The sequence below is a fragment of the Mycobacterium sp. SM3041 genome (assembly GCF_039668335.1).
In the GTDB taxonomy this organism is placed as follows: domain Bacteria; phylum Actinomycetota; class Actinomycetes; order Mycobacteriales; family Mycobacteriaceae; genus Mycobacterium.
In genome coordinates, this window is record NZ_JAYXBQ010000037.1 from 1 (window position 1) to 25,520 (window position 25,520).

Annotated in this window: 29 protein-coding genes and 3 tRNA genes; 17 read left to right on the top strand and 15 right to left on the bottom strand. The window is 66.9% G+C overall.

Annotated features, from left to right (window positions below; genetic code table 11):
* Window positions 1-36: 36 nt before the first annotated feature.
* Both VXD91_RS09230 and VXD91_RS09235 read right to left on the bottom strand, forming a co-directional pair.
* Window positions 37-828: an MBL fold metallo-hydrolase gene (locus VXD91_RS09230; RefSeq protein ID WP_346415236.1), complete on the bottom strand. Its 792-nt coding sequence runs from the start codon at window positions 826-828 to the stop codon at window positions 37-39.
* Window positions 825-1,382 (bottom strand): ester cyclase, encoded by a 558-nt coding sequence (locus VXD91_RS09235; protein ID WP_029104767.1) that lies wholly within the window; start codon window positions 1,380-1,382, stop codon window positions 825-827. Before VXD91_RS09235 ends, VXD91_RS09230 begins: the two co-directional genes overlap by 4 nt.
* Window positions 1,383-1,483: 101 nt before the next feature.
* Between VXD91_RS09235 and VXD91_RS09240 the strand changes: the two genes are divergently transcribed.
* Genes VXD91_RS09240 through VXD91_RS09250 form a run of 3 tightly spaced genes read left to right on the top strand, consistent with a single transcriptional unit; the run spans window position 1,484 to window position 4,173 of the window.
* On the top strand, window positions 1,484-2,167 hold the full coding sequence (locus VXD91_RS09240; protein ID WP_346415237.1) for a TetR/AcrR family transcriptional regulator C-terminal domain-containing protein: 684 nt from the start codon (window positions 1,484-1,486) through the stop codon (window positions 2,165-2,167).
* A gap of 7 nt (window positions 2,168-2,174) precedes the next feature.
* Window positions 2,175-3,512 (top strand): wax ester/triacylglycerol synthase family O-acyltransferase, encoded by a 1,338-nt coding sequence (locus VXD91_RS09245; protein WP_346415238.1) that lies wholly within the window; start codon window positions 2,175-2,177, stop codon window positions 3,510-3,512.
* Between the two features lie 22 nt (window positions 3,513-3,534).
* The gene (locus VXD91_RS09250) at window positions 3,535-4,173 is read left to right on the top strand and encodes a TetR/AcrR family transcriptional regulator (protein WP_244872736.1); all 639 of its coding nucleotides are present in this window, start codon (window positions 3,535-3,537) and stop codon (window positions 4,171-4,173) included.
* Here the strand turns inward: VXD91_RS09250 and VXD91_RS09255 are convergent.
* Window positions 4,124-5,326 (bottom strand): adenylate/guanylate cyclase domain-containing protein, encoded by a 1,203-nt coding sequence (locus VXD91_RS09255; RefSeq protein ID WP_212807444.1) that lies wholly within the window; start codon window positions 5,324-5,326, stop codon window positions 4,124-4,126. The two genes, VXD91_RS09250 and VXD91_RS09255, sit on opposite strands and share 50 nt — an antisense overlap.
* A gap of 107 nt (window positions 5,327-5,433) precedes the next feature.
* Here VXD91_RS09255 and VXD91_RS09260 point away from each other — a divergent pair, with 107 nt between their 5' ends.
* The 3 genes from VXD91_RS09260 (at window position 5,434) to VXD91_RS09270 (ending at window position 8,129) form a co-directional block, all read left to right on the top strand.
* Entirely contained in the window at window positions 5,434-6,711 is a 1,278-nt protein-coding gene (locus tag VXD91_RS09260) for a saccharopine dehydrogenase NADP-binding domain-containing protein (RefSeq protein ID WP_318983953.1), read from the top strand.
* Window positions 6,712-6,722: 11 nt separating this feature from the next.
* Entirely contained in the window at window positions 6,723-7,403 is a 681-nt protein-coding gene (locus tag VXD91_RS09265) for a transporter (protein ID WP_212807446.1), read from the top strand.
* A 150-nt stretch (window positions 7,404-7,553) separates the two neighbouring features.
* Window positions 7,554-8,129: a TetR/AcrR family transcriptional regulator gene (locus VXD91_RS09270; RefSeq protein WP_244872735.1), complete on the top strand. Its 576-nt coding sequence runs from the start codon at window positions 7,554-7,556 to the stop codon at window positions 8,127-8,129.
* A gap of 1 nt (window position 8,130) precedes the next feature.
* On the opposite strand, the gene VXD91_RS09275 is transcribed toward VXD91_RS09270, so the two are convergent.
* Window positions 8,131-8,757, bottom strand: a complete 627-nt coding sequence (locus tag VXD91_RS09275; protein ID WP_212807448.1) for a TetR/AcrR family transcriptional regulator — start codon at window positions 8,755-8,757, stop codon at window positions 8,131-8,133.
* Between the two features lie 94 nt (window positions 8,758-8,851).
* Between VXD91_RS09275 and VXD91_RS09280 the strand changes: the two genes are divergently transcribed.
* The gene (locus VXD91_RS09280; RefSeq protein WP_346415239.1) at window positions 8,852-10,432 is read left to right on the top strand and encodes an alcohol dehydrogenase catalytic domain-containing protein; all 1,581 of its coding nucleotides are present in this window, start codon (window positions 8,852-8,854) and stop codon (window positions 10,430-10,432) included.
* Between the two features lie 57 nt (window positions 10,433-10,489).
* Entirely contained in the window at window positions 10,490-10,720 is a 231-nt protein-coding gene (locus VXD91_RS09285; protein WP_346415240.1) for a hypothetical protein, read from the top strand.
* A 63-nt stretch (window positions 10,721-10,783) separates the two neighbouring features.
* Here VXD91_RS09285 and VXD91_RS09290 read toward each other — a convergent pair.
* A tRNA-Arg gene (locus tag VXD91_RS09290) sits at window positions 10,784-10,859 on the bottom strand.
* A 24-nt stretch (window positions 10,860-10,883) separates the two neighbouring features.
* Window positions 10,884-10,975 (bottom strand) — tRNA-Ser (locus VXD91_RS09295).
* A gap of 127 nt (window positions 10,976-11,102) precedes the next feature.
* On the opposite strand from VXD91_RS09295, the gene hisC reads away from it, so the two are divergent.
* Window positions 11,103-12,161, top strand: coding sequence for a histidinol-phosphate transaminase (gene hisC, locus VXD91_RS09300; RefSeq protein ID WP_346415241.1), 1,059 nt, complete (start codon window positions 11,103-11,105; stop codon window positions 12,159-12,161).
* Here hisC and VXD91_RS09305 read toward each other — a convergent pair.
* The gene (locus VXD91_RS09305) at window positions 12,139-12,693 is read right to left on the bottom strand and encodes a TIGR03086 family metal-binding protein (RefSeq protein ID WP_346415242.1); all 555 of its coding nucleotides are present in this window, start codon (window positions 12,691-12,693) and stop codon (window positions 12,139-12,141) included. The genes hisC and VXD91_RS09305 overlap by 23 nt on opposite strands.
* Before the next feature lie 43 nt (window positions 12,694-12,736).
* On the opposite strand from VXD91_RS09305, the gene VXD91_RS09310 reads away from it, so the two are divergent.
* The 3 genes from VXD91_RS09310 to VXD91_RS09320 are packed head-to-tail and all read left to right on the top strand — an operon-like array spanning window position 12,737 to window position 14,825.
* Window positions 12,737-13,567, top strand: a complete 831-nt coding sequence (locus VXD91_RS09310; RefSeq protein WP_318983959.1) for a crotonase/enoyl-CoA hydratase family protein — start codon at window positions 12,737-12,739, stop codon at window positions 13,565-13,567.
* A 5-nt stretch (window positions 13,568-13,572) separates the two neighbouring features.
* Window positions 13,573-14,475, top strand: coding sequence for an undecaprenyl-diphosphate phosphatase (locus tag VXD91_RS09315; protein WP_346415338.1), 903 nt, complete (start codon window positions 13,573-13,575; stop codon window positions 14,473-14,475).
* A 38-nt stretch (window positions 14,476-14,513) separates the two neighbouring features.
* Window positions 14,514-14,825, top strand: a complete 312-nt coding sequence (locus VXD91_RS09320; protein ID WP_318983960.1) for a hypothetical protein — start codon at window positions 14,514-14,516, stop codon at window positions 14,823-14,825.
* On the opposite strand, the gene VXD91_RS09325 is transcribed toward VXD91_RS09320, so the two are convergent.
* The 5 genes from VXD91_RS09325 to VXD91_RS09345 all read right to left on the bottom strand — a co-directional run bounded on the left by VXD91_RS09325 (window position 14,826) and on the right by VXD91_RS09345 (window position 18,204).
* Complete coding sequence (locus VXD91_RS09325) at window positions 14,826-15,494, bottom strand: sterol desaturase family protein (protein WP_346415243.1); 669 nt, start codon at window positions 15,492-15,494, stop codon at window positions 14,826-14,828.
* On the bottom strand, window positions 15,491-16,216 hold the full coding sequence (locus VXD91_RS09330) for a GntR family transcriptional regulator (RefSeq protein WP_346415244.1): 726 nt from the start codon (window positions 16,214-16,216) through the stop codon (window positions 15,491-15,493). The genes VXD91_RS09325 and VXD91_RS09330 overlap by 4 nt, the downstream gene beginning before the upstream one ends.
* Before the next feature lie 116 nt (window positions 16,217-16,332).
* Window positions 16,333-17,391: a hypothetical protein gene (locus VXD91_RS09335; protein ID WP_346415245.1), complete on the bottom strand. Its 1,059-nt coding sequence runs from the start codon at window positions 17,389-17,391 to the stop codon at window positions 16,333-16,335.
* 9 nt (window positions 17,392-17,400) lie between these two features.
* Window positions 17,401-17,871: a PPOX class F420-dependent oxidoreductase gene (locus VXD91_RS09340; protein ID WP_212807465.1), complete on the bottom strand. Its 471-nt coding sequence runs from the start codon at window positions 17,869-17,871 to the stop codon at window positions 17,401-17,403.
* Window positions 17,872-17,907: 36 nt separating this feature from the next.
* Entirely contained in the window at window positions 17,908-18,204 is a 297-nt protein-coding gene (locus tag VXD91_RS09345; RefSeq protein ID WP_212807467.1) for a YciI family protein, read from the bottom strand.
* A gap of 81 nt (window positions 18,205-18,285) precedes the next feature.
* On the opposite strand from VXD91_RS09345, the gene VXD91_RS09350 reads away from it, so the two are divergent.
* A complete protein-coding gene (locus VXD91_RS09350; protein WP_212807469.1) occupies window positions 18,286-18,798 on the top strand; it encodes an OsmC family protein in 513 nt (170 codons plus the stop codon).
* Window positions 18,799-19,111: 313 nt separating this feature from the next.
* On the opposite strand, the gene VXD91_RS09355 is transcribed toward VXD91_RS09350, so the two are convergent.
* Window positions 19,112-19,936, bottom strand: a complete 825-nt coding sequence (locus VXD91_RS09355) for a hypothetical protein (RefSeq protein WP_346415246.1) — start codon at window positions 19,934-19,936, stop codon at window positions 19,112-19,114.
* 105 nt (window positions 19,937-20,041) lie between these two features.
* Window positions 20,042-20,131 (bottom strand) — tRNA-Ser (locus tag VXD91_RS09360).
* A 64-nt stretch (window positions 20,132-20,195) separates the two neighbouring features.
* On the opposite strand from VXD91_RS09360, the gene VXD91_RS09365 reads away from it, so the two are divergent.
* Window positions 20,196-21,167 (top strand): NAD(P)H-quinone oxidoreductase, encoded by a 972-nt coding sequence (locus VXD91_RS09365; protein WP_212807473.1) that lies wholly within the window; start codon window positions 20,196-20,198, stop codon window positions 21,165-21,167.
* 143 nt (window positions 21,168-21,310) lie between these two features.
* Window positions 21,311-21,709 carry an acyl-CoA thioesterase gene (locus VXD91_RS09370; protein WP_212807475.1) on the top strand — a complete coding sequence of 133 codons (399 nt, stop codon included), beginning with the start codon at window positions 21,311-21,313 and terminating at the stop codon, window positions 21,707-21,709.
* On the opposite strand, the gene VXD91_RS09375 is transcribed toward VXD91_RS09370, so the two are convergent.
* Window positions 21,710-22,906 (bottom strand): cysteine desulfurase-like protein, encoded by a 1,197-nt coding sequence (locus VXD91_RS09375; RefSeq protein ID WP_212807477.1) that lies wholly within the window; start codon window positions 22,904-22,906, stop codon window positions 21,710-21,712.
* 148 nt (window positions 22,907-23,054) lie between these two features.
* Here VXD91_RS09375 and VXD91_RS09380 point away from each other — a divergent pair, with 148 nt between their 5' ends.
* A complete protein-coding gene (locus VXD91_RS09380; protein ID WP_318984281.1) occupies window positions 23,055-24,974 on the top strand; it encodes a DUF6541 family protein in 1,920 nt (639 codons plus the stop codon).
* 13 nt (window positions 24,975-24,987) lie between these two features.
* The gene (locus VXD91_RS09385; RefSeq protein WP_212807483.1) at window positions 24,988-25,518 is read left to right on the top strand and encodes a bacterial proteasome activator family protein; all 531 of its coding nucleotides are present in this window, start codon (window positions 24,988-24,990) and stop codon (window positions 25,516-25,518) included.
* Window positions 25,519-25,520: the final 2 nt, after the last annotated feature.

Consider the following 25,520-nt stretch of genomic DNA (forward strand, 5'->3'; position numbering starts at 1 on the left):
CGAGAGAGCAAGCGCCGATCGCGACGCCCAACCGGCCTAGCCGCCGACCGCTTGCCGCAGCAGCTGCGGATCATGGGCGTTGACGAGGGACAGATCAGGTTCATCCGAAGCCCAAAGTTCGCTCAGCCGTTGATGATTGGCCTGTACTTTCGCCCAGTCGAAGGCAACTGAGCGTTCCATCAGCCGCAGGGCCCGCGGCGCGGTATTGCTGCCGTCGAGCTGGCCACGATGGTAGAAGCTGTCGCCGGCGTGCAGGATCCAGCGGTCCCCGGCGTCGACCGCGACCGCGGCGTGCCCGCGGGTATGCCCCGGCAGGCTGATCAAGACGATGCCTTCAGCGATCTCGGCCAACTCTTTGGCGCCGGGGAAGCCGCGCCACGACTCCGAGGCCGCAGGCGAGTGCTCGACCAGGATCGGGCCGTGCGCGTGACCGGCCGGCAGGTAGCGCTGTTTCTCCACGAGCGTCTTCGGATGCAGTGCCGCGAATGCCTCGGCATCGGTGAGATGCACCTGCGCCCAAGGGAAGTCAGCGAGACCTCCCACGTGGTCGGCATCGAAGTGGGTTACCACGATGTGCCGCACGTCGCTGGGCTCGAAGCCGAGCCGGCGAACCTGGTGGACCGCAGCTTCCCGAGGATCAAACACCGGGCGGACGTAGAAGCGCGCGGGACCGAAACGACTGCCCGGCGACTCGGCATCCCGTAGGCCCAACCCGGAGTCGACGAGCACGAGACCGCCCGGTGTCTCCACGAGCAGCACGTGGCAGACCAATCCGTCGGGCACGAAATGCGGGTGCATGGTGCCGCAGTTGAGGTGGTGGACCCTCATGTCAGGTCAGCCGGGGCCGTCTCGATGAGCCGGGCATCGGGTTGGCTGGACATGGCCAGCAGCCCCCGCAGTCCGCGGATGACGGTGGGCCAGTTTCGCGGATCACGCAGATTCAGGCCTCCCACAAGCTGTTTCAGCATCGTCAGCGTGTCGAAGTAGATGCGTTCGGCGACCAGGTTCTCGTTCTCGTCGAACACGAAATAGGCGGTCATCCGGGTGCGGTGCCGCGAGCCCGTCGCCGGGATGCCACCGAGCGGGCCGAGATGCGTTCCGAGGAGCCAGAATTCGACGATCACAGCATCGGCGCTGTGTCGCAGCGCGATGATCTCGTGGTCCTGATCGGGAAACGCGACGCGGGTGTCGTGATAGTAGCCGCGCACATCGGCGTCACCGTCGTGGACGGTGAGCGTCGGGATGATCTCGTAGTGCGGATGCGGGAAGGTGGCCAGCACGTCGTCCCAGTCCTGTCGGACCTCGTCGTGGAAGTGGTCGAGGACGAGCTTTTCGCGAGCCTGCAACACCTCGACGGAAGGGATGGCGAAGCGGTGCGTCATGGCGTCCTCCTCGAACTGCAAACTATTTCCACACCGTGGGATTAGCCTGACGATAATCCCACGGTGTGGAAATTTGCAAGGGTCTGGGCCAGAATGAGGCCATGAACGCGGCCACCCCGACTCCCCGCCGCGGACGGCCGCCGAAGGCGCTGGCACAGCTGACGCGATCGACGATCCGGGAAGCGGCGCTGACCGTCATCGACCAGGACGGCGTCGCCGCGGTCAGCATGCGGTCCGTCAGCCGCCTGCTCGGCGTCGACGCCAAGAGCCTCTACCACCATGTCACCGACAAGGACGATCTGCTGGACGCCGTCGCCGAACATCTGCTCGGGCAGCTGCGACCACCGGCGCCCACCGGCGAGTTGCGGACCGACCTGCGGGCCCTCGCCTACGAGTTCCGGCGCGTGACCCTCGCCCACCCGGAGGCCGCGACGCTCGTGCTGACCCGGCAGATGTCGACGCTCGCCGGACTCGCGCCCGTCGAGGCTCTCCTGTCGATCCTGCATCGGGCCGGCGCCGGCCCCGAGCTCGCCGTGCGACTCACTCGTGTCCTGGTGGCCGCCGTCGTCGGGATGCTGCTGCGCGAGGTGTCGGCCGGCCCCACCTTCGGCAGCGGAAAGTCCGCCGACATCGCCGCCCGGCAGGCCGAACTGGAAGATTCCGCGCTCCCGGAAGTGGTTGCGTGTGCACCGTTTCTCGCCCGGTTCGACCGCGACCGGGAATTCGCGTCGGGCGTGGACTTGCTCGCGGATTTCGCCGCATTCCAGCTGGTGAGCCTGACATAGTGCTGCCATGCGGTTGCTGAGTGCTGTCGACACGATGTTCTACCGGATGGAGTCCGACCGGACGCCCATGCACATCGGCGCCCTACTGACGTTCCGGCTGCCCGACGGCGCCGGGCCGGACTACGTCCGCACCCTGTACAACGCATTCGCCGAGCTGTCGTTCCTGCCGTTCCCGTTCGACAGCGCCGTCGTCGACGGCCTGCTGCCCGAGTGGCGCGAGGTCCGCCCGGACCCGGAGTACCACGTGCGGCTGTCAGCGCTGCCGTATCCGGGGAGCGAGGCCGATCTGGGCGCCCTGGTCGCCCGGCTGCACGCGCACCCGCTCGACATGCGCCGGCCACTGTGGGAAGCGCACTTCATCGAGGGCCTGTCCGACGGTCGCTTCGCCATGTACTTCAAGGCCCACCACTGTGCGGTGGACGGCATGGGCGCGATCAACACCATCAAGAAGTGGTTGAGCACCGAGCCGGACCGCTACGTGCCGCTGTCCGAGGCCGGACCGAAGGCCGAGGTGCCCGACCGGAACCGGGTCGCGTCGGTCGCCTACGAGCTGTGGAACCGGACGACGGACGGCGTCGCGGGTTCTGCCGAGTTGGTGAAGAGCCTGGTCGGCATGATCGGCGGCGACAACAGCCACGTCGGCGCCACGCTGGGCACGCCGCGCGCGCCGTTCAACGCCACCCTCACGCCGCAGCGCCGGCTCGCGGTCGAGGTGCTCGAACTGGGCCGCCTCAAGGCCATCGCCAAGGCCACCGAGACAACCGTCAACGACGTGACACTCGCCGTGTGTGGCGCGGCGCTGCGCCGCTACCTCGACGAGCAGGGCGAGCTGCCCGAGCAGACACTGACCGCCTCGGTGCCGGTGGGCTGGGAGCGCGACGAGGACACCTTGAATGCGGCCGCGGGATTCGTCTGCCCTTTGGCGACAACAGAATCGGACCCGTTGCAGCGGCTGGCAGTGATCAACGCCTCGACCACGCGCGGCAAGAAGGAACTGCTCGCGATGTCACCGAATGCCCTGAACCACTACACGTTGATGGGGCTGCTGCCACTGACGATCGGGCAGAAAACCGGTGCGCTCACCAAGATTCCGCCGTTGTTCAACCTCACGGTGTCCAACGTGGTCCTTACCAGAGAACCGCTGTACCTCGGTGGCGCGCAGCTGGAATTGATCGCTCCGGTCTCTTTCCTGTGCGACGGCTACGGACTGAACATCACCCTGGTCGGCTACACCGACAAGGTCATCCTCGGCTTCGTCGGCTGCCGAGACACCATGCCGCACCTGCAGCGCCTGGCGGTCTATTCACGCGAGGCGCTCGACGAATTGGAGCGGGCCGCCGCATAGGCCGCTGGTAGAATCTCGATTCGTGATCGAGTCTTCGTCGGTGAGCCAGCCGGCTGTTCGCACCGCGGTGCAGCGCCGCGGCATCGAACGCACCCAGGCGATCCTCGATTCCGCCGAGACGATCCTCGCCGAACAGGGTTATGCCGCAGCCACTCTCAAGGCGATCGGCGAGCATGCCGGCATCCCGACGGCGTCGCTCTACCACTACTTCGCGGACCGGGGGCAGGTCGAGGCCGAGCTCGTGCGGCGCCACATCCCGGTCATCGACGAGCGCTTCGCGGCATCGCTGTACGGCAACAAGATCCGGACGCTGCGCGACGGCGTCGACGCGATGATCGACCCACTGCTCGCCTACTTCCGGGAGAATCCCGGATTCGTGCAGCTGTGGTTCGCGGGCCGCAGCGCGACACTGTCCGAGCTGGGCGGGTTGTTCGACGAATCCTGGGCAGAAAAGCTGTGGCACTTCCTCATCGAGCACGAACTCATCACCGCAGCGACCCCGTTGTTCGCCGTCCAGTTGATGTTCGAGGTCGGTGATCGGCTCTTCGACGTGGCGTTCCAGCGCTCCCCCAAGGGCGATGACGCCACCATGGACGAGGGCCGGCGCATGCTCACCGCGTACCTGACGACATTCGCCCCATCAGATACCAGGTCTGCATGACCCCCTTGCCCTTGACCTCGACGGCACCCCGCTCCTCCAGCACGAATGCGTCCTTGAGCCGCTCATAGACGTTGTGCGGCACCTGGATTCGGCCCTCGACATCGGTGGTTTCCATGCGGGCGGCGACGTTGACCGCGTCGCCCCACACGTCGTAGAAGAACTTGCGTGCGCCCACCACACCCGCGACCACCGGTCCGGCCGCCAGCCCGATGCGCAGTGGCACCCGCCGCCCGTTGGGGTCCGTCAGCTCGGCCACTGCGCCGACCATGTCGAGAGCCAGGTCAGCCAGCGCCTCCAGATGGTCGGGCCGCGGCTCGGGAACCCCGCTGACGATCATGTAGGAGTCGCCGCTCGTCTTGATCTTCTCCAGGCCATGGCGGTCCACCAGGGTGTCGAGGTCGGTGTAGAGGCCATCGAGGAACCGGACCAACTCGGTCGGCGTGGTATCGCTTGCGCGCTGGGTGAATCCGGCGATGTCGGCGAACAGCACCGAGGCGTCGTCGTAGCGGTCGGCGATGACGTCCCGGTGCGGATCCTTCAGTCGCTGCGCGATCTTCGCCGGCAGAATGTTGGCCAGCAGCGACTCGGACCGTTCGTATTCGGCGGCCAAAGCGGTTTCCGCACGGTCTATTTCGCGCATCGCGTACCAGATGGTCGCAACCACCAGCACCCATGACGAGATCACCGAGATGAGGAATCCGACGGTCGTGACCCACTGCGGTTGCGCCCCGGTGTCCATCGGCACGAGGTACTGCAGCGCGATGATGAGGCCCGCGCCCACCGCCGCCACCACCGATGCCACCACGATGTGCTCGATGCCGAGGACCAGCACCACGAGCGAGGCGGCGACCAGGAAGTACAACTGCTGGCCGGACCCCCGTCCCACATAGGTGGTCACGAGAGTGGTCAGGAAGTACGCGATGGCGATGAAGGTCAGCGGCGCGATGAGCTCCCCGAACCGGTACAACCGGGGGATCACGAGGTAGACCGGGGCGCACAGAACGGCGAGGGCGCCGATCCAGACGCCCGCCTCACCGGCGAACATCGACAGCGTCCCGAGGAAGGCGGCGACGACAGAGCCGATCCTGGCGGCCACCGTGAGGACCCGTCGGCGACGCGCCAGACTCTCGGCGGACGCAGCCCTCGGCGACATGACCGGCAGCCTAGCGCCGAAAGCGCACGTCACGAGGGGCATTGACAGTGCATCCACGCGAAACCTAAACTCGATCTCGATTCGATATTGATTTCTATCGATGCGAGATGACCCCTCAGAAGGAGAAGATCATGGCCAACACCCGACGGCGGGTCGTCTTCATCGGCGCGGCCGGTGAGATGTGTCGCCTGGCCATCGAACGGTTCGCGGTCGCCGCAGGCGATTGGGAACTCGCGCTCTACGACATCCGGCCGGAACTGCTCGAGCCACTGATCAAGAAGCTGCCGAGTGGGCTGGCGACAGCAGCCCGGCTCGACCTGTACGACCGCGAAGGCCTGCACACCGCCATCGACGGCGCGGCACTCGTCGTGCTCGGCGCCGGCCCGTACAACCGCACCGCAGGTCCGGTGATGGAAGCCTGTCTGGCAGCCGGGGTGCCGTACCTCGATTTCGACGACGACATCGAAAGCACCTTGCACGCACTGACTCTGGGCGACGCGGCCAAGGCGGCCGGTGTTCCGATGTACATCGGCTGCGGCGCCTCGCCCGGCATCACGAACGTGCTCGCGGCCGACGCCGCCGCCGAACTGGACACCGTCGAGAACATCGACGTCTACTGGGTGGTCGGCGACGAGCGCGGCTCGATCGGTCGCGCGGTACTCGACCACATGCTGCGCGTCGCCGCGGGTCCCTGCATGACATGGGAGAACGGCGGACCGGTCATGCACCAGTCGTGGCTGGAGACCCGCTGGACGGACCTGGGCGGTGGGCTGGGCCTGACGCTCGTGCACGAAACGGCCCATCCGGAACCGGTGACGCTGCCGCGGAAATACCCGGACGCCAAGAACATTCGCTGCTTCGGCGGCCTGGATCCGGCGCCCTACAACGGCCTGGTCCGGGGCGTCGGCCTGGCCGTCCAGAAGGGCCAGATGCCCGTCGAGAAGGCCATCGACTTCATGGAATCGCTGCTCACCGGCGGCGTGGGCAGCGTCGCAGGCTGGCGCCACGGTCTGTCGGGAATGTGGGACCTGGTGCACACCGGTGAGTCGACGCGCCTCGAGCTGCTCACGTTCCTCGCCAAAGCTGCAGCGGGCCATACCTTCCCGTACAAATCGGGACTGAAGGTGGAGGTGACCGGACTCAAGGACGGCATCCCCACCGTCGCCAGCCGTCGTACGCCGGTCGCGGGCCCCGGCACGTATCTGTTCACCGACATGGCGGCCGCCACGGGCACCGCCTGCGCGGCGTTCATGGTGGTGGCGCTCGAATCCGGCAGCCGTGCCGGCGTTTTCACGCCCGAGGAATGGGCCGAACCGGCACTGTTCTACTCCGCGCTGGAGCGGGTCGGCACGCCGACCGCCGAACTTCCCGTCGGCGCGCACTAGAGGAGCTGGTCATGGATCTGAAGACCGCGCTGTACGCGCTCGCCGACATCTTCATGATCGTCGCCGGTTTCACCTACGGCTTCAAGTTCATTCGCAACTACCAGAATTACCTGCTGGGCCTCGAGTGGATCATCGTCGCGTCGTCGGGCACCAACTTCCTGGTGTACGGACTGGTCGGCGCGAATGAGAGCAGCCCGATGTACCACGCGGCGTTCTTCCTCGACGCCTTCTCCCGATCTGTCGGCATCACCGTGATCCTGGTTCTCGGCCTCATGAAGGTCACGCACGGGTACAAGCCGTCGATTGCCGTCGACATCGGTGTTTTCGGGCTCGCGATCATCGGTGGACTCGTGATGTCGTTGTTCGCCGAGGACCTCGGCGTCGCCGGAGCCATCTTCTACGTGGTCATGAATGTCCTGACGACGCTGTTCCTGTTCTATTTCGCCTGGCGACTGTGGCAGGTCGGCGCACACGGCAACGCGATATCCGTTGCCGCCGTGACCATTGCGGCGGCTGCGATCGCCGGAATCTACGACTTCTACCGCATCCCCGGCGACGATCAGCACCACACGATCTTCTACATCCTGGCGCTGACCACCTGGGCCGCTCAGATGACGGTGTACTACTACGGTTATCGCACCCTGGACCGCCATAGCGCGCACGCACGAACCGAAACGGCGCTCGTCGCATAGCCTTTTCCGAGACCGTTGCCATCCGGCACCGTGTCCACGCGATACTCGGAAGCACGTCGACGACACGAGTGGTTAAGCTCTCGAACAATGCCCAGTACATCGCCTTCAAGCGCCGGCCGGTCCCGTCCGGCAGCAGTTCAACGCCGCGGCGTGGAGCGCACACAGGCGCTCCTCGACGCGGCCGAAACGCTGCTCAGCGAGCAGGGCTACGCGGCCGCCACGCTCAAAGCCGTCGGCGAGCTGGCCGGCATCCCGACCGCGTCGGTCTACCACTACTTCGCGGACCGTCATCAGCTCGAAGCCGAACTCGTGCAACGGCATATCGCCGCGATCGACGACATCCTGACGGCTGCGCTCGAGCGCAGCCGCGCCCGCACCCTGCGCGGCGCCATCAACGTGCTGATCGACACCATGGTCGACTACTTCCGTGAGCACCGCAGCCTGATCGCGCTGTGGTTCGTCGAACGCACGTCTGCCGTCGGTGAATCCGCCCGCGCCGCCGACGAAGCGTGGGCCGAACAGTTCTGGCGGTACCTCATCGAGCGCGAGCTGTTGCATCCGGACACACCGGTCCTGGTCGTGCTGCTGACCTTCGAGGCCGGCAACCGACTTCTCGACGTCGCCTTCCGACAGTCGCCGACCGGCGACGAGGTCGTCATCGACGAAGTGCGACGGATGAGTACCGCCTATCTGGAGACCTACGCCCCCACGAAGCGGGCGCGCTGAGTCAGCCCGCCGCGGCCGCGATGGCGTCGCTGAGCATGCGCGCGCACAGCGCGATGTAGTCCGCGCGGGAAATGACGACGTCGCCGGCAGCGAGCGCGACCGCGGCGTCCACCTGGCCGCCGACGAGTACCCGTGTCGCCATGGCCAGACGGCCGGTCGTCCGGTCGTCCATGGGGCCGACGACGGCGGCCACCTGCTCGGTCACGAACGCGACATACTGATCGGTCGCCACCCTCTTCCGTGCCGCGACGGCCGCGACGCCGGCGGATTCGGCGTACAACCGCGCCCTGGGTACATCGCTGATGATGACGTCGTAGAACACGGCCAGCGCGGCGCTCGCCCGCTCGACGATGTCGGGCCCGCAGGCGTCCACGGCCGCCAGCGTCTGCGTGAAAACGTCCCGCATCACGTCGTCGAACAGGGCGGCGAGCAGTTCGTCACGGTTCGCGAAATGCTCGTAGAAGTACCGCTGGCTGAGCCGCGCCCGCCGGCAGACGGTGTTCATCCGCAATCCGGCGACGCCCACCTCCGCGACTTCGTCCAGGCCCGCCGCGATCAGGCGATTCCGACGGTCCTGCACGCGCTGATCGGCGTTCACACCACGGAAAGGCCGCGTCACGGTCGTCATATCTCAATCTTGACACAGCCCTGTTCCAGGAACACTATTGTTCCTACTTCGGCCCGATCGGCCACCATCCACAGCACGCCAAGAAAGGCCGCCGATGAACCTCACCGATCGATTCCAGGACCTGATCGACCGCGGCGTCGCCCCGACGCTCGACCAGCTCGACGCGTTGTACGACGACGCGTCCGCCGTCGACGTCGACGATGTGCTCGGCGAATGGGCGGGCGGCGTGTTCGGCCTGGGCCACCCCGCCGAAGCGCAGCTGGAGGCGATCAAGTGGGCCGGCAAGTCCTTCGGCGCCGCCGATGACGTCGCACCGATCGTCTGCTTCGACGACGCGGGACGCCGTTTCGTGAACCCCATCTTCGGCGGCGCGAGCCTGCGGCTGGCGGACTACCGCGGCAGCGCAACCGCCACGATGACCTACCACGACCTGCCGATGGCGGATCATTTCCGGAAGATCTCCGACACCATCCTCATCGGGGCGATGGAAGCGCCGGGGCAGAGCCGGGCCGGCTACTTCTACCTGACTCGGATGGCCACCACCGAGCGGCCACGCGATCCCGAGTTCGTCTCGTGCGAACCGGCCCGCACCGCCGACGCCGCTGTCCTGCGCGCACCGGGCCAACCGTTCGAGGTCACCCAGGTCGAGCTCGAAAGTCCGCGCCCCGACGAGGTTCTCGTGCGTATCGAGGCGGTCGGCATCTGTCACAGCGACCTCGTGATCGCCGGAATGGCGCAGCCCCAACAACTTCCGATGGTTCTCGGCCATGAAGGCGCGGGCGTCATCGAGGCCGTCGGGGCCGACGTGGCGGACCTCCTGCCCGGCGATCACGTCGTGCTCAGCTACGCGTGGTGCGGCGAGTGCACCAACTGCAGACGCGACCGGATGGCGTACTGCTCGCGGTCCAACATGCTCAACCTCACCGGCGCCCGGCTCGACGGCAGCGGTGGCATGCGGATCGGCACCACGCCGGTGCATGCCCGCTTCTGCGGCCAATCCTCTTTCGCCACATACGCTCTCGCCGTTGCTCACACCGTGGTACGCGTCCCGAAGGACGTGCCGTTCGACGTACTCGCTCCCCTCGGTTGCGGCGTCCAGACCGGCGCGGGCACGGTACTGAACGCGCTGCGCCCCGAGCCGGGTTCATCGATCGCGGTGTTCGCCGCGGGCTCGGTGGGGCTGTCGGCCATCATGGCCGCGAAGGTGGCCGGCTGCGAACGGATCATCGCCGTGGACCCCAAACCGCAACGGCGGGAGCTCGCGGTGTCGTTGGGCGCCACCGACGCCGTCGATCCCGCCTACGCCCGAAGCGCCGTCCGGTCCGGCGTCGACTACGCCGTCGACTGCATCGGCAAACCGGAATCCGCGCGCGCCGCGATCGCCAGCCTGGCGTCGCCCGGCGTCTGCGCCGTCGTCGGCCTCCAGGGCCTGAGCACCCCGATCCAGGTCGACCTCGCGAAGCTCGTCGGCAAGGGTCAGACCCTCTGCGGCGTCGTCGAAGGCCAGGCGGTGCCACGCCGATTCATCCCGACGCTCATCGACCTGTACCGCAGCGGTGCGCTACCCGTCGACCGCTTGATCACCACGTTCGGGCTCGACGAGATCAACGACGCCATCGCGGCGACGCAACGCGGAGATGTCGTCAAAGCCGTGCTGCTGCCCGCGGGCCGGTAGTAGCGACACGTGTCTGGACAGAGCCCGATTGAGCGCATTCACGCGTGCATCGCCGCCATGATCGAGACGCCGTCCGACGAACTCGTCGCGCCGCTGCGCGAGGCCATCGCGCACGGTTGCCGATCCGGCTGCGTCTCATCGCGCGATCCAGATGGCGACGCGCAGGCCATATTTCATCTCGTCCTAGGCGTGCTCGTCACGCACACCACCATCGGCCGGCCGGCGTCCCGCGAGGAACTCGAAATGGCGGTCATGGGGACAATCAGGGGCGCCCTCAGGGTGCGCTGACGAGACCGCACTCGCCCGCCAACGACAACAGGCCAGAAGCGTGAGCTTCTGGCCTGTTGTTTGTGGTGCGCCCGAAGGGATTCGAACCCCTAACCTTCTGATCCGTAGTCAGATGCTCTATCCGTTGAGCTACGGGCGCATTGGGTACAACTATTCAGTTATGTGGCGGAGGCGAGAGGATTTGAACCTCCGGTCCCCTGTAAGGGGGACAACTCATTAGCAGTGAGTCCCATTCGGCCGCTCTGGCACGCCTCCTGAACGATCCGAGGGTACCGGACTCTTGCACCCCGGAACCGCCGAGGGCATACGGTACACAGTCAACGGCCACAAAGGCAAAGCGCGACGCCAGAGCGCCATCTGCCGTCCACCTAGACTGTCCCGGGTGACCGCCCGCCTGCGCCCCGAGATGGACGCTCTGCCTGCCTACACCCCCGGCCGCACAGTGCCCGGCGCCATCAAGATCGCCAGCAACGAGACCGTCGACGGACCGCTGCCCAGCGTCCGCGAAGCCATCGTCAAAGCGATGGACAACATCAACCGCTACCCGGACAACGGCTACGCGGCGCTGCGTGAACGACTGGCGGCCTACGTCGGATTCGCGCCCAACCAGATCTCGGTGGGCTGTGGATCGGTGAGCCTGTGCCAGCAGCTCATCCAGATCACCGCCTCGGTCGGCGACGAGGTGCTGTTCGCGTGGCGCAGCTTCGAGATCTACCCACTGCAGGTCCGCACCGCCGGCGCGACGCCCGTGCCCGTCCCGCTGACGGACTACACGCACGACCTGGACGCCATGCTGGCCGCGATCACCGACCGCACGCGACTGATCTTCGTCTGCAACCCCAACAACCCCACCTCGACGGTCGTCGACCCGGTCAAGCTGGCCGAGTTCGTCGCCAAGGTCCCGCCGCACATCCTGGTGGTCCTGGACGAGGCGTACGTCGAGTACATCCGCGACGGCCTCCTGCCGGACAGCCTGGCGCTGGTGCGCAAGCACCCCAACGTCGTCGTCCTGCGCACCTTCTCGAAGGCCTACGGCCTGGCCGGACTGCGGATCGGCTACGCCGTCGCACACGAGGACATCGTCACCGCGCTGGGCAAGGTGTACGTGCCGTTCACGGCGACCAGCGTCAGCCAGGCCGCGGCCATCGCCTGCCTGGACGCCGCCGACGAACTACTGGCGCGTACCGACGCGGTGGTGGCCGAGCGGGCCCGGGTCAGCGCCGCCCTGCGCGACGCCGGCTTCGAGCTGCCCGATTCACAGGCCAACTTCGTCTGGCTGCCGTTGAGCCCGGCGGACACCGCCGACTTCGTCGACGCCGCGGCCGACAACAAGCTGCTGGTGCGGCCCTACGGCGGCGAAGGCGTCCGCGTCACCGTCACGGTGCCGTACGAGAACGATCTGTTCCTGGACTTCGCCGTCAGGTGGCGCGGCGGCCGGTGAAGCCGATCAGCTGATCCAGCGCACTCGCGTCAGCCGGTACCCCGACGGGGTCGTCGAACCCGACGGCAGCGCGCGCCGCGGGGTTGATCACAGCCCTGGTCATACCGAGGACGTACTCGGCCAGGTCGTCCGGGGCGTCCACTTCACGGCCGACGGCGGTCGCGTAGTCCCAGGCATGGACGAGGAATTCGAGCGGCAGGATGCCGGCGATCTGCGCGGCCGGCATCTCTCCCGGCCCCGCCGCGACGGTGCCCTCCAGCCCCCTGCTGCGCCACGCGGCCAGAGCGGGCCGGGCCGCGGCGGTCACCTGGTCGACGATCGGCGCCGCGGCGTCGCGCTCGGGCAGCTTCGCGCCGGCGATCCCGCCGATGACCGTGATCGAGTTCATCAGGTGATCGGTGAGGGCCGCCACATCGAACTCGGTGCACGGCGTCTGCCGCGTCGCATCGTCAGGCCCGAGACCGGCCAACACCCGCTCGAGCACGTCAAGACTGGCCTCGCCGGCCTCGATAACATCGGACGGAATCGTCATGGGCGAGACGCTACGCCCAGGTTGACCGGCTAGCCTGCCGATCATGGGTGAAACCTCGGGAAGCTTCGAATCGCTCTCCATTGAGACCAAGGACCACGTCGCACAGGTGACGCTGCTCGGGCCGGGCAAGGGCAATGCCATGGGTCCGGCCTTCTGGGCCGAGCTGCCGGTGGCCTTCGCCGCCCTGGACGCCGACCCCGACGTGCGGGCCATCGTGCTCACTGGGTCGGGCAACAACTTCAGCTACGGGCTGGATCTGCCCGCCATGGGCGGCCTGCTGGCACCGCTGCTGGCCGGTGGACTGGCCAAGGAACGCGCCGACTTCCACACCGCGCTGCGGGCCATGCAGCAGGCGATCACCGCGGTCGCCGACTGCCGCACCCCCACCATCGCCTCGATCCAGGGCTGGTGCATCGGCGGCGGTGTCGACCTGATCTCGGCGGTGGACATCCGCTACGCCAGCGCCGATGCCAAGTTCTCGGTGCGCGAGGTGAAGTTGGCCATCGTCGCCGACGTGGGCTCGCTGGCCCGGTTGCCGCTCATCCTGAACGACGGTCATCTGCGCGAGTTGGCGTTGACGGGCAAGGACTTCGACGCCGCCCGCGCCGAGAAGATCGGTCTCGTGAACGACGTCTACGCCGACGCCGACGCGTCGCTGGCCGCCGCGCACGAGACCGCACGTGAGATCGCGGCGAACCCGCCGCTGACGGTGCGCGGTGTCAAAGACGTACTGGATGAGCAACGCACGGAACGGGTTTCGGCCAGCTTGCGGTACGTCGCGGCCTGGAACTCGGCGTTCATCGCGTCGAAGGATCTGAGCGAAGGCATCACCGCGATGTTCGAGAAGCGGGCGCCGGAGTTCAAGGGCGAGTAAGGCGAATCACCTTGAGCCTCAACTACATCGAAGCGATCGTAGTCGGCGCGTTCCAGGGTGTCACCGAGCTGTTCCCGGTGTCGAGCCTGGGCCACTCGATCCTGGTTCCGGCTCTGGTCGGTGGGCAATGGGCCCAGGATCTGAGCATGACGGCCGAGAAGTCGCCGTACCTCGCGTTCCTGGTGGCCGTGCACGTCGCGACGGCGCTGGCGCTGCTGGTGTTCTTCTGGCGGGACTGGGTGGCGGTCGCCGGCGGTTTGGTGACGTCGATCAAGAACCGGAAGATCACCACCTCCGCTGAGCGCCTGGCATGGCTGCTGATCCTGGCGACCATCCCGGTCGGTATCGCCGGGCTGGCGCTGGATCACGCGCTGCGCACGTCGCTGGGCAAGCCGATTCCGGCTGCAGCCTTCCTGGCGATCAACGGCGTCGTTCTCTTTGTGGGCGAACAACTTCGGCACCGCACTGCGTCGGCCGTACCGGCCGCGGCGCACTCGGAAAACCTCAACGACTCCGACGAGCGGTTGGCCCGCCTGCCGATCCCGGAGGCCATGGGCATCGGCGCGGCCCAGATCCTCGCGCTGCTGCCCGGCATCAGCCGCTCGGGCGCCACCATGGTCGCCGGTGTGCTGCGCGGGTTGTCCCACGAGGACGCCGCACGGTTCTCGTTCCTGTTGGCGACACCGGTGATCCTGGCCGCGGGGGCGCTGAAGATCCCCGAACTGTTCGGGCCCGCGGGGGACGGTATCGGCGGACAGGTGCTGGCCGGCAGCGCGGCGGCGTTCGTCGCGGCGTATCTGTCGGTGCGGTTCCTGGTGAAGTACTTCGAGACCCGCACGCTGACACCGTTCGCGATTTACTGCGTAGTTGCCGGTCTGGGCAGTCTGGCCTGGTTGACGCTGCACTGAAAGACCTTGGGGTGTAACCCCGTTGCGTATCTGTTCGCATGAACAGAATCCGCTTTTCGGCCGGCGTCGTCGCGGCGGGCATCGCCGCCGCTTCGACGCTGGCCCCGGATGCAACTGCCGGCGCGGTGGGTGGGCCCGGCGGCTTCGGCAATGCGCAGGACACCATCAATACGCTTCAGGCACAAGGGTTCACCGTGCTGATCAACGGCGCCGTCGTGTATCCGTTGTCGGGATGCAAGGTCACCGGCATCGAGGGGCTGCGCAACGACAATGTCGATTCCTCGGGCGCCATCATCGACCGGACGAAGATGACCGTTGTGTGGGTGGACATCTCGTGTAAGGGCGGCTAGCTACGGCCGGAACCCGTGCAGGTTCTTCGCCGTGGGGCTGGTCTCGACGGTGGTGGGGTCGGGGTAGGTGCCGAGCACGCGGTCGGACGTGCCCGACGTCGTGACCGAGAACCAGTAGTGCTCGTTCTTGAAATGATGCAGTCGGTGATTGCGCCACACCGCCTTGTAGAACCGGTGGCGCGGCTTGTAGTCGGTGTGGACCAGGTAGTGCGTCCACTCATAGCCCATCAGGATCAGTGACTCGACCACGATGAACGACAGCGTGGCCGATACCGGCGCACCCACGATGGCGCCGATGCCCAGCGGCAGCGCCACGATCGCCGCGATCAGCCACGGCAGCGTCGGCGTCGGGATGAACACCAGGTCGACGTCGCGGGGATTCGCGTGGTGCCGTCGATGGTCGCGGGCGACGAGGGTGTCCACGGTGACAGGGCCGAGTTTTCGCGGCCGCCAGTGCAGGATGAAGACGTGAATCACCCACTCCACGAACGGAAACAGCAGCGCCAGCACCAGCGGCGCCCACAGGTCGCGTAGCGCCAGACCGCCGACGACGCTGCGCGCCGCGACCGCTCCGATGACGAGCGCCAGGATCATCCACGGCGTCGGATGGCGCCAGAACTCGCGAGCCGCCTGGCCGAGGGTCACACCCCGGGTGCTGGTGGTCGTCACTGTGCCTCCATCTGGTCGAGAAATTCGGTGAGCACCGTGGTCGCGCCACCGAGCACCGTCGACGCGGCGCGGCGGGCTTTCAGCGCGGCGCCCGACGTCACCGCATCGGCGAGCTTGCGGTACCCGGCTGCGGGCTCGGCGGCCGCCACGGCGTCGGCGACCACGGCCAGCATCGGTTCGTACACCCGGCGCATCCCGTTGAAGATCAGCGTCATCGCGATCGAATCCGCGCCGGTGACAAGGCAGTCCCAGAAGTCGAGCGCGGCCAGTTGTTGCGTCTGGCCGCTCCGCGCGCGCTCGATGTCGGCGAGGGCCCGCGCCAGTGGTTCGGCGAGCGTGCTCCCGGACCGCGCTGCTGCCCGTTCGGCGATCCACGGTCCGAGGTACTCGCGCACCTCCAGGACGCTGCGCACCACCGACGGGTTCACCATGGCCCCGTCGGGCGCGTCCACCAGCAGGTAGGGCAGCAGGTCGAGCCCGCCCGTACGCGTGATGTCGTTGACGACGGCGCCGTCCCCCTGCCGGACGTCAAGGTGACCGGACGCGACCAGCCGCTGGATCGCCTCGCGCACCACCGGCCGCGACACGCCCAGCACCTCGGCCAGCTTGCGCTCACTCGGCAGGCGCGACCCCGGCGGCTGGGCGCCCGCGACGAGCTGCCTGAGCAGCTGGTCGTGCACCTCGTCGGCGGCCGAGCGCCGCTTGATCGACGTCAACTCCATGACGACGACATTAACCCGCGAAAGGTCAGAGGTCTAGTGGTCTTACCAATATTGTTCGATCACGACTACGGTGTCGTCTTCGGGGTGGTCGATGACGAAGCGCAGCAGGTCCTCGGTCATGGGTAGCTCAGCAGGACCATCACCCGGCCGTCCGGCGATGGCTCGGGAAACGCATCCATCTGAAAGCCGTAGTACTCCAACTGGGTGTCGGTGATGGTGTCGATGACCTTGCCCTGCGCCTTCAGCTTGCCGTCCTTGACGTCCCGCATCACGCCGATGAAGTCGGGCACCGACATCGACTCGGCCAGCAGCAGCGCCTCACCGCCGGACGAAAGTTTCACCAGCACACCGGAACCCGCGTAGTTGTCGCCGCCGCGGCCCGTCCCGCGGGGCGCCCAGTACACCGGCTCGGAGACGACCTCGCCGTCGACACGGCGATACTGACCGACGTGGTCGACACCGTCTTGCACGGAGACCACCGGCAATGCGGCGATGGTGCGCTGCTCCTGGAACCACATCCAGCCCAGTGGGATGCCGATGATGGCGTAGATCATCACCAGCAGCATCAGCACGGGTTTCCACGCGATCTCCCACGCCTGCCGCGGCCCCTGCTTGTCCAGCTGCTTGCGGCCGAATCGGAAGACGTACCAAGCCAATACGCGCGCCAGTGCCATCGCGGCCAGGATGCACAACCCGACGATGCCGGCCACCCGGAAGTAGAACGTACTGCCGCCGTGGTCGATGGTCGCCAGCACCATCACCAGCGGAATCGGCAGGGTGAGGAGCAGCAGCAGGGCATACGACGGGTGGCTCGTCAGGTACTTGTATTCGACGGTCCAGCTCTTGACCCCGACGCCCACGGTGAAGTCACCGATGTCCGCGGTCGAGACCGGCGTCCAACTCCCGTCCACTATCCGGGGCCGGACCAGTCCCCTTACGAAGAAGAAGCCCGCCACCAGCGATACGGCCAGCGCGCCCCAGAACACCGCAGGCAGCGACCCGCCGGTGCCCGGTACCCCGAAGCCGCCACGGATGTCGATGATCTTGGCGATGAAGAACATCAGCGGAACGACGAAAAACAGCTCTCCGAGCCAGATTTGAATCAGCTGCGGAATGCGTTTGCCGACACGGTCAAACGCCAGTACCCCACTCCAGATGAACCGCAGCACCCGCATGGACGGACATTAGCTGACAATCGTTGGCGCCGGGCTGATCTCGATGTAGGCCATCGGAATATCGAACGCGGAGCTGCTCTTGTCGAGAGTCCGCTCGAACAGTTTCATGGCCGGCGACCAGTTGGCGGCGATCACGGCGTCAGCGTGCGCGTGCTCGGCCTCCGGCAGGATGCGGGCGATGCCGGCCGCCGGTTGTCCCGTCGGCTTACCCCGAAGATTGCACGGCACCACCACCACGCGCGGATCGTTGCGCACTCGCTTCACCTTGCCCGTCGACGCGTCGGTGCGGACGTACAACTTCCCGTCGGCGACACCGTGATTGATCGGGCTCGGCATCGCTTCACCCGACCGCTTGAACGTGACCAGCACGATCTGCCGCGCCCGCTCGAAGCCCGCGAAATCGGCGGCCGTCGGCTCCCCGATGTCGAAGGCCTCCCGGTGGCGCAGTTTGTCCATGCCCCGAAACATCAACTTGCTCATGGCCGAAACCGCGTTACGGGGCATCTTCTCGTCCGATCACTCTGACAACAACCATGTCTTCACCGTCCAGTCGGTCATCGCGCCACCGACGACGAACGGGTCAGCCGCCGCGAACCGCTCGGCGGCGTCCTTGTCGGTGAACACCCCCAGCGCCCCGAACTCCCCCGGCGCGGCGTCCTGAACCGGCCCCAGCATCAGCAGGACTCCCGGCTGTTCCTTCCGGAACCGATCGGCGTGCGCCTGGTGCGCCGGAAACAGCTCGGGCACCTTCGCGCGTGCCTGCTCCGTCGACGAATAGATCAGCAGGTAGCGCGGCAACCACTGAGCCGTCATGACCGAAAGCCTAATCCGGAAGTTGAATTCATCGTGGGCGCAACGGTCGAACCCCGACGCCGACGCAAATAACGTCGGCGCATGACTGCTTCCGTGACTTCCCTCAACGCGATCACCGATGCCACCCGCGCAGCCGTCGCCGGCAATCCCGCCGCGGCCGCCGTGGTGTTCAAGGCCTCAGCGCAGCCGGAAGGCACCGTCGGTAGTGAGATCGCGCTCGGCAAGTACCGGGTGCACGTCGACGAGCCGCCAGCCCTCGGTGGGCAGAACACGGCACCCAATCCGGTCGAGTACTACCTGGCATCGCTGCTGTCCTGCCAGGTGGTGACCTACCGGTTCTGGGCCGAGCGGCTCGGGATCCAGGTCGACTCCCTCAGCGCCAGCGCCGAAGGCGACCTCGATGTGCGCGGCTTCTTCGGGCTGGACGACAACGTCCGCCCCGGCTTTCAGCAGATCCGGGTGACCGTCAACGTCTCGGGCCCGGAGACCGCCGAGCGGTACCGGGAGCTTCAGGACGCGGTGGATGCGCACTGCCCGGTGCTGGACTTGACCACCGCCGCGACGCCGGTGCACACGCAGCTGAATGTGGGGTGAGACTTGGCGGAAGGAAGGCGAGGTTCTTCGAACCCTCTCTCCAGCCTTAGCAGCATGGCCGGTTCAAACTGGGTTTGCACGCCGATGTCTCCGCCTGTCATGCCCAGTGCTGCCCGTCTCAAGCCCACGGTCGATGGTGCCCGCTGGTGAGCAGCGGCGGCACCGGCCGTACGCCTCTGAGTGGACGGGCTTGACAGCATCGTTCAGCCAGGAGTCGGCGCCGTCACTCGCCGGTGCACCAGAAGTAGCCCGCGTGTGCAGAGCAGTACCTGGACGACCAATGTCGAGCACTGGCTTGACAGCTTGGCCGCCACTACGGCGTATGACGAAGACGCATCCAGTCGTCGATAAGTTCCCACACCGAATTGCGCTTTCCCGCGTAGGAGACAAACTCGCCTGAATCGGTAGCCCAGATGTCGGTGTCCTCTGGGTCGGTGTCCACAAGGATGCAGGCGGAGGTGTTTTCGTCATAGACGATGAAGAGCGTTTCAGTGTTCGGCAGCCGTACTGGCGTGGGAGTCTGAAACCGAACATCAGCACTGTCTTGGGTACTCCATGACTTCCAGTCGATCAGTTCCCCGCTCCGAATGATGCCCATCGGTACTTGAAGGTGGTATCCGATGCCGTCGTGTAGTGACGTGTAGAAGGTTTGGAATTCTGGCGAAAAATTCGTCGCCGGAGGCGTGAGCTGCGCCGTCGGTGGGTACCCAATGATGAACTTCTGACCCCGCCCCGCAGTTTCAATGGCGTAGAGCAAACCCAGACCGTCGTACAAGTCGGATGTCGCTTTCACCAACACAACATCGATGCCCTCGCTTTCGAGCACCTGCAGAAAGCGGGGCAACTGCGTCGGCAACGCCTTGCGCCAGTGTTCAATGGCGATCTGTACTGCGCTCAATGGATCGGCGGTCACCAACTGGAGCCACCATGCAGGTATTGTTTGCTGCTCCTCGAGGGTGAGCGTGCCGATCTCGTCGACCAAGGTCAGTGTGCCGTGCATTTTCGAGGAAAAGGAGTCGGCCAAATCCTTGCGGGACAAGGTAATTCCTCCATCTTTGGTGAACTGTTGTGGTTCAGTCGGTGCCGCGCTCGAGCGAGTGTTTGGCGAGGTCAAGCCGTGGTTGTTTTCGGTGGACACAGTCACGATCCGGGCGTTGCTGTCACGCGGCGAGAGAAGCGCTCAACAGCAACAACGACGCCAGAACGCTGTCCTGATCAGTTTCAACGCAAAGAAGCGAACATTTGGCGGTGGCGGAGGGATTTGAACCCCCGGTTGGGTTTAACCAACTCTCGCTTTCAAGGCGAGTGCATTAGGCCGCTCTGCCACGCCACCGCCGAACAGCCTAAGGGGTCCGGGCCCGAACAAGCTCAGAGGGTCCGTGTGTAGCGTTGCGGCTATGCGCGCGATCGTCGTCGAATCCCCAGGTCAGCTGGCCTGGTCCGAGGTCCCGGACGTCACCGCCAAAGCGGGCGAGGTCGTCATCGACGTCACTACCGCCGGGGTGAACCGGGCCGACCTGCTGCAAGCCGCCGGCCTCTATCCCCCGCCGCCGGGTGCCAGCGACATTCTCGGGCTGGAGGTTTCGGGCGTCATCTCCGAGGTCGGGGCCGGTGTCGGGAACTGGGCTGTCGGTGACGAGGTGTGCGCCCTGCTGGCCGGCGGCGGCTACGCCGAGAAGGTGGCCGTGCCAGCGGCCCAGGTCATGCCGATCCCCGCGGGGGTGAGCCTGCAGCATGCCGCCGGTCTGCCGGAGGTCGCCGCCACGGTGTGGTCCAACCTGTCCATGACCGCCCACCTGCGGTCCGGCCAGCTGGTGCTGCTGCACGGCGGCGCCAGCGGCATCGGCACGCATGCGATCCAGGTCGCGCACGCGCTGGGCGCCCGCGTCGCGGTCACCGCGTCACTCGAAAAGCTGGAGCTGTGCCGCGAACTGGGCGCCGACATCCTGATCAACTACCGCGACGAAGACTTCGTCGAGCGGATCACCGAGGCGGGCGGCGCCGACGTCATCTTCGACATCATGGGTGCGGCGTACCTGGACCGGAACATCGACGCCCTGGCGCCCGACGGCCGCGTGGTGATCATCGGTATGCAGGGCGGCGTCAAGGGCGAACTGAACATCGCCAAGCTGCTGGGTAAACGGGCCGGCGTCATCGCCACCGCGTTGCGCTCCCGCCCGCTCGACGGGCCGTCCGGCAAGGCCGCGGTGATCTCCGAAGTGGTGCAACATGTTTGGCCCATGATTGCCGACGGCCGGGTGAAGCCCATCATCGGCGCCGAGCTGCCCATCGAACAGGCGGCGGCAGCCCACCAGCTCCTGCAGGCGGGGGCGGTATCCGGGAAAGTGCTTCTGCAAGTCAGGGATTGAGCTCGCCGAAACTGACCACATGGCGGTTTCGAGGCCGGTTTTCCGCCACCAGGTCACGCTCGCGGCGCTGAGCGGAATCGATGAACTCACCGAAAGCGCAACGCCCTGAACGCAGGATCAACCGAGGCCGATAGGTTGGCAGAGTGACGTTCACGTACACCGCGCCGGTCCGCTATCTCGAGGTCGACCAGCAGGGCGTGGTCTTCAACATGTGGTACCTGGCCTACATGGACGAGGCCTTCGGCGCGTTCATCGCCCGGACGGCGTCATGGCGCGACATCTTCGAGGCGGGCGTCGACGCCCAGGTGGTCCACACCGAACTGGACTGGTCAGGCTCCCTGAAGTGGGGCGACCAGATTCACGTCGACGTCACCGTGCCGGCCCGGGGCCGCACCTCGTTCACCGTCGAATTCCTCATCCACGCAGGCGATTCCGCGCGGCCCATCGTCACCGCGCGGACCGTCTACGTCTGTATCGCGACCGACGGCTCCGGGAAGGTCGAACCGCCGCAGCTGCTGCTCGACGCTCTGGCCTACGCGTAACTAACCGAGCGACGCCAGCGCCCGGACGAGCTGGTCCACTTCGGCCGTCGTCGTGTAGTGCCCGAGACCGACCGTCACGGCACCGCCGACGTCATTGACGCCGATGGCCTCCAGCACCCGGGAGTTGCCGTCCGACACGGCCAGTACGCCGTTGTCGGCGAGCCGGCTGATGACGCGGTCGGCGGGCACGCCCTGGACGGCGAAGCTCAGCACCGGAATGGCGGCCTCGGGTGCGCCGAGCACCATGACCAACGGCAACGACCGCAGCGAGTTACGCAGGTACCCGAACACCCGGCTGAGGTAGGCCTCGGCCGACTGCATGGATCGTGCGAGCCGTTCGCGGCGGGAGCCGGTCGCGGCGTCGTCGAGGTTCGCCAGGTACTCGATACTGGCGACGACGCCACCGAGCAGTCCGAACTGGTGCGCGCCCACTTCCAGGCGCGCGGCCCCGGTGGCGTTCGGATCGAGCGAAACCGCCGCCAGGGTGTCGATCATCGCGGGGTCGCGGAACACGAGCGCACCGATCGGCGGGCCACCCCACGCGATCGCGTTCAGCGCCACCACATCGGCGTCGACGTCGTTGATGTCGAGCAGTCGGTAAGGCGCGGCCACCGAGTGGTCGACGACGACCATGCCGCCGTTCTCCCGGGCCATTTTGGTCACGGGCCGCAGATCAGTGACGGTGCCGAGCTTCGAGGATGCCGACGTGATCGCGATCAGCCGGGTCGGCCGGGTGATGAGCGTCTCCCACTGCCAGCTGGGCAGTTCGCCGGTCTCGATGTCGACCTCGGCCCACTTCACCTTCGCGCCATAGCGATTCGCGGCCCGCAGCCACGGCGCGATGTTGGCCTCGTCGTCCAGGCGGGTGACGACCACTTCGTAGCCCAGCCCCGACCGCGACGCCGACGCCTCGGCCAGCGAGTTCAGCAGGACGGCACGGTCGGCGCCGAACACCACGCCGCGCGGGTCGCCACCGACGAGATCGGCGACCGCCTGTCGCGCGGCGGTCAGGACCGCGGCGCTGCGCTGCGCGGCCGGATGCGGCCCAGCGGCCGACGACATGGATCCGCGGAAGGCGGTCGAGACAGTGGTCGCTACCGAGTCGGGCAGCAGCATGCCGGTCGGCGCGTCGAAGTGCACCCAGCCGCCGCCCAGTGACGGGTGCAGACCGCGCACCCGGGCGACGTCGTATGCCATGCCATGCCAACCTTCGAGCGATTCAGGCCTGCCAGCCAAATTTTTCCGGCGGGCGCGCCCCGCTGCACACCGGCGAAAGCCGGGCTACCCGAACAGCCATACTAGTGCAGTGAGCTTGGCGTCCGGCGTCCTTGTCGCCCTGTTGATCATGGTGGTCCCTGGAGCAATCACCGCTCGTGTAGCACAGCTAACCTGGCCCGTTGCCGTCGCAGTCGGCCCCGCAGTGACCTACGGCATCGTAGCTTTGGCCGTCATTCCACTCGGGGCCATCGGCGTCCCGTGGAACGGCTGGACGGCGTTGCTGGCGTTCGTCATCGTGGTCGCAGTGGTGGCCGGGCTTCGTCGTGCGCTGCGGCGCTACCGGGACACCGCGGCCGAAGCCCTCGCGATCACCCGCGGCCCGGCCCTGTTCGTCGCCGCGGGCATTCTCATCGGTGCGACGGCGATTGCAATTTCAGCAATCCTCGGCATGCCGCATTGGCAATCCATTCCAAGCACCTGGGACTCGGTCTGGCACGGCAACACCATCCGCTGGATCCTCGACGTCGGTCAGGCCTCGCCGACGCACATGGGTGAGCTTCGTAACGTCGAGACGCACGCGTTGCTGTACTACCCGTCGACCTTTCACGCCCTGGCCGCCGTCTTCTGCCAGCTCACGGGCGCCGCCCCCGCGACGGCCTACACCCTGCACTCCCTGGCGGCCTCGATCTGGCTGTTCCCCGTCAGCGCGGCAAGCCTGACGTGGGCCATGGTCCGACCCCACGCCTGCCAGCGCTGGAGCGCCGGAGCCGCGGCCGCGGCGGGTGCGCTGGCGGCGTCGTTCACCGCGGTCCCCTACGTCGAGTTCGACGTCGCCGCCGTCCCCAACCTGGTGGCCTACGGTCTCGCCGGGCCGACGACCGTGCTGATCATGTCGTGCCTGCGGCACCGCGACCGGATCCCGGTGGCCGTCATTGCCCTGATCGGGGTGTTCTCCACCCACATCACCGGCGGCGTCGTGGTCGTCACGTTCGTCGGCGCGTGGTGGCTGTGCGACACCCTGCGCAATCCGGTGCGCGGCCGGCTCGCCGACTTCCTGACCCTGCTGTCCGTCGCCGTGCCGTCGCTGGTGCTGTTGCTTCCCCAGTTCATCGGGGTGCTCGCGCAGGCCGACATCATCGTCGGGCACGCCTTCGTCACCCATCAGACCCGGCTTCGGGTGCTGTTCAACGCCATCGTGCAGCACACCCGTCACCTCAACGACTATCCGATTCAGAACATGCTGATCGCGCTCGGTGGCATCGGCGGCCTGATCCTGCTGATCAAGCGCGTCTGGTGGCCGGCGTTGGTCTGGGTGGTGCTGATGGTCGCGATCGTGCATTCCGGTGCGCCGTTCGGCGGCCCGATCGGCGCGCTGATCGGGCCGTACGCCGACCTCTACTACAGCGACCCACGCCGGCTGTCTGCCGTGGTCACCCTGCTGATCACGCCCTTCGCCGGCATCGCGCTGTTCGCGATGATCAAGTTCGTCGTCGACTGGCTGCGGAAGCGGGCACCCCGCACCGAACGGTTCTGGGCCGTGGTGACGGTGGCCCTGCTCGCCTTCTCGACGGTCGGACTGGCCTGGCACTACTTCCCGCGGCACCGCTACCTGATCGGCCAGAAGTACGACCAGATCATGGTCAACGACAAGAACCTCGAGGCCTTCGCCTATCTGGCGACGCTGCCGGGCGCCAAGGACACCTTGATCGGCAACGCGAACACCGACGGCACGTCATGGATGTACGCGGTCGCCGGGCTGCACCCGCTGTGGACCCACTACGACTATCCGCAGCAGCAGGGCCCGGGCTACCACCGCTTCATCTTCTGGGCGTACGCCGACGACGCCGACACCGACCGGCGCATCGCGGAGGCCGTGCACGCCCTGAACATCAGGTACGTGATCACCAGCTCGACCATCGTCAAGGGGTTCGTGATGCCCGACGGACTAGTGTCGCTGGATAGGTCGAAGTCGTGGGCGAAGATCTACGACAACGGGCGGTCCCGTATCTACGAGTGGCGCGGCGACGCCGCGCCGGCGAACAGATAGGAACAGTGCAGGCATGACGCTGAAACCAGAAGACGACGACGACAACATCGAGGTCATCGGCGGAGACCTGGCGTTGGGCGGGGAATCAGGACAGGACCCCGACCATGGCGACGAAGGCAAGTCGCTGACCGACCTGGTCGAGCAGCCGGCCAAGGTCATGCGCATCGGCACCATGATCAAGCAGCTGCTGGAAGAAGTGCGCTCCGCGCCGCTCGACGAAGCCAGCCGGAACCGACTGCGCGACATCCACCGGTCGAGCATCCAGGAGCTCGAGGACGGCCTGGCCCCGGAACTGACCGAGGAGCTGGAGCGGCTGTCGTTGCCGTTCTCCGAGGAGAAGGTGCCGTCGGCGGCCGAGCTGCGCATCGCGCAGGCCCAGCTGGTGGGCTGGCTCGAAGGCCTGTTCCACGGCATCCAGACGGCCCTGTTCGCGCAGCAGATGGCGGCCCGTGCACAGCTCGAGCAGATGCGCCAGGGCGCCCTGCCCCCCGGCGCCGACGGCGGCCGCGGCCCGTTCCAGTCCGGCACCGGTCAGTACCTGTAGAC

Coding starts and splice junctions, on each gene's coding strand:
- VXD91_RS09280 (WP_346415239.1), top strand. CDS start 8,852: ATGAACCTCACCGATCGATTCCAGGACCTGATCGACCGCGGCGTCGCC.
- VXD91_RS09305 (WP_346415242.1), bottom strand. CDS start 12,693: ATGACGATTCCGTCCGATGTTATCGAGGCCGGCGAGGCCAGTCTTGAC.
- VXD91_RS09260 (WP_318983953.1), top strand. CDS start 5,434: ATGACCCCTCAGAAGGAGAAGATCATGGCCAACACCCGACGGCGGGTC.
- VXD91_RS09265 (WP_212807446.1), top strand. CDS start 6,723: ATGGATCTGAAGACCGCGCTGTACGCGCTCGCCGACATCTTCATGATC.
- VXD91_RS09310 (WP_318983959.1), top strand. CDS start 12,737: ATGGGTGAAACCTCGGGAAGCTTCGAATCGCTCTCCATTGAGACCAAG.
- VXD91_RS09245 (WP_346415238.1), top strand. CDS start 2,175: ATGCGGTTGCTGAGTGCTGTCGACACGATGTTCTACCGGATGGAGTCC.
- VXD91_RS09375 (WP_212807477.1), bottom strand. CDS start 22,906: ATGGCATACGACGTCGCCCGGGTGCGCGGTCTGCACCCGTCACTGGGC.
- VXD91_RS09255 (WP_212807444.1), bottom strand. CDS start 5,326: ATGTCGCCGAGGGCTGCGTCCGCCGAGAGTCTGGCGCGTCGCCGACGG.
- VXD91_RS09230 (WP_346415236.1), bottom strand. CDS start 828: ATGAGGGTCCACCACCTCAACTGCGGCACCATGCACCCGCATTTCGTG.
- VXD91_RS09330 (WP_346415244.1), bottom strand. CDS start 16,216: ATGGAGTTGACGTCGATCAAGCGGCGCTCGGCCGCCGACGAGGTGCAC.
- VXD91_RS09380 (WP_318984281.1), top strand. CDS start 23,055: ATGGTGGTCCCTGGAGCAATCACCGCTCGTGTAGCACAGCTAACCTGG.
- VXD91_RS09285 (WP_346415240.1), top strand. CDS start 10,490: ATGATCGAGACGCCGTCCGACGAACTCGTCGCGCCGCTGCGCGAGGCC.
- VXD91_RS09335 (WP_346415245.1), bottom strand. CDS start 17,391: ATGCGGGTGCTGCGGTTCATCTGGAGTGGGGTACTGGCGTTTGACCGT.
- VXD91_RS09340 (WP_212807465.1), bottom strand. CDS start 17,871: ATGAGCAAGTTGATGTTTCGGGGCATGGACAAACTGCGCCACCGGGAG.
- VXD91_RS09350 (WP_212807469.1), top strand. CDS start 18,286: ATGACTGCTTCCGTGACTTCCCTCAACGCGATCACCGATGCCACCCGC.
- VXD91_RS09235 (WP_029104767.1), bottom strand. CDS start 1,382: ATGACGCACCGCTTCGCCATCCCTTCCGTCGAGGTGTTGCAGGCTCGC.
- VXD91_RS09275 (WP_212807448.1), bottom strand. CDS start 8,757: ATGACGACCGTGACGCGGCCTTTCCGTGGTGTGAACGCCGATCAGCGC.
- VXD91_RS09240 (WP_346415237.1), top strand. CDS start 1,484: ATGAACGCGGCCACCCCGACTCCCCGCCGCGGACGGCCGCCGAAGGCG.
- VXD91_RS09320 (WP_318983960.1), top strand. CDS start 14,514: ATGAACAGAATCCGCTTTTCGGCCGGCGTCGTCGCGGCGGGCATCGCC.
- VXD91_RS09365 (WP_212807473.1), top strand. CDS start 20,196: ATGCGCGCGATCGTCGTCGAATCCCCAGGTCAGCTGGCCTGGTCCGAG.
- VXD91_RS09385 (WP_212807483.1), top strand. CDS start 24,988: ATGACGCTGAAACCAGAAGACGACGACGACAACATCGAGGTCATCGGC.
- VXD91_RS09345 (WP_212807467.1), bottom strand. CDS start 18,204: ATGACGGCTCAGTGGTTGCCGCGCTACCTGCTGATCTATTCGTCGACG.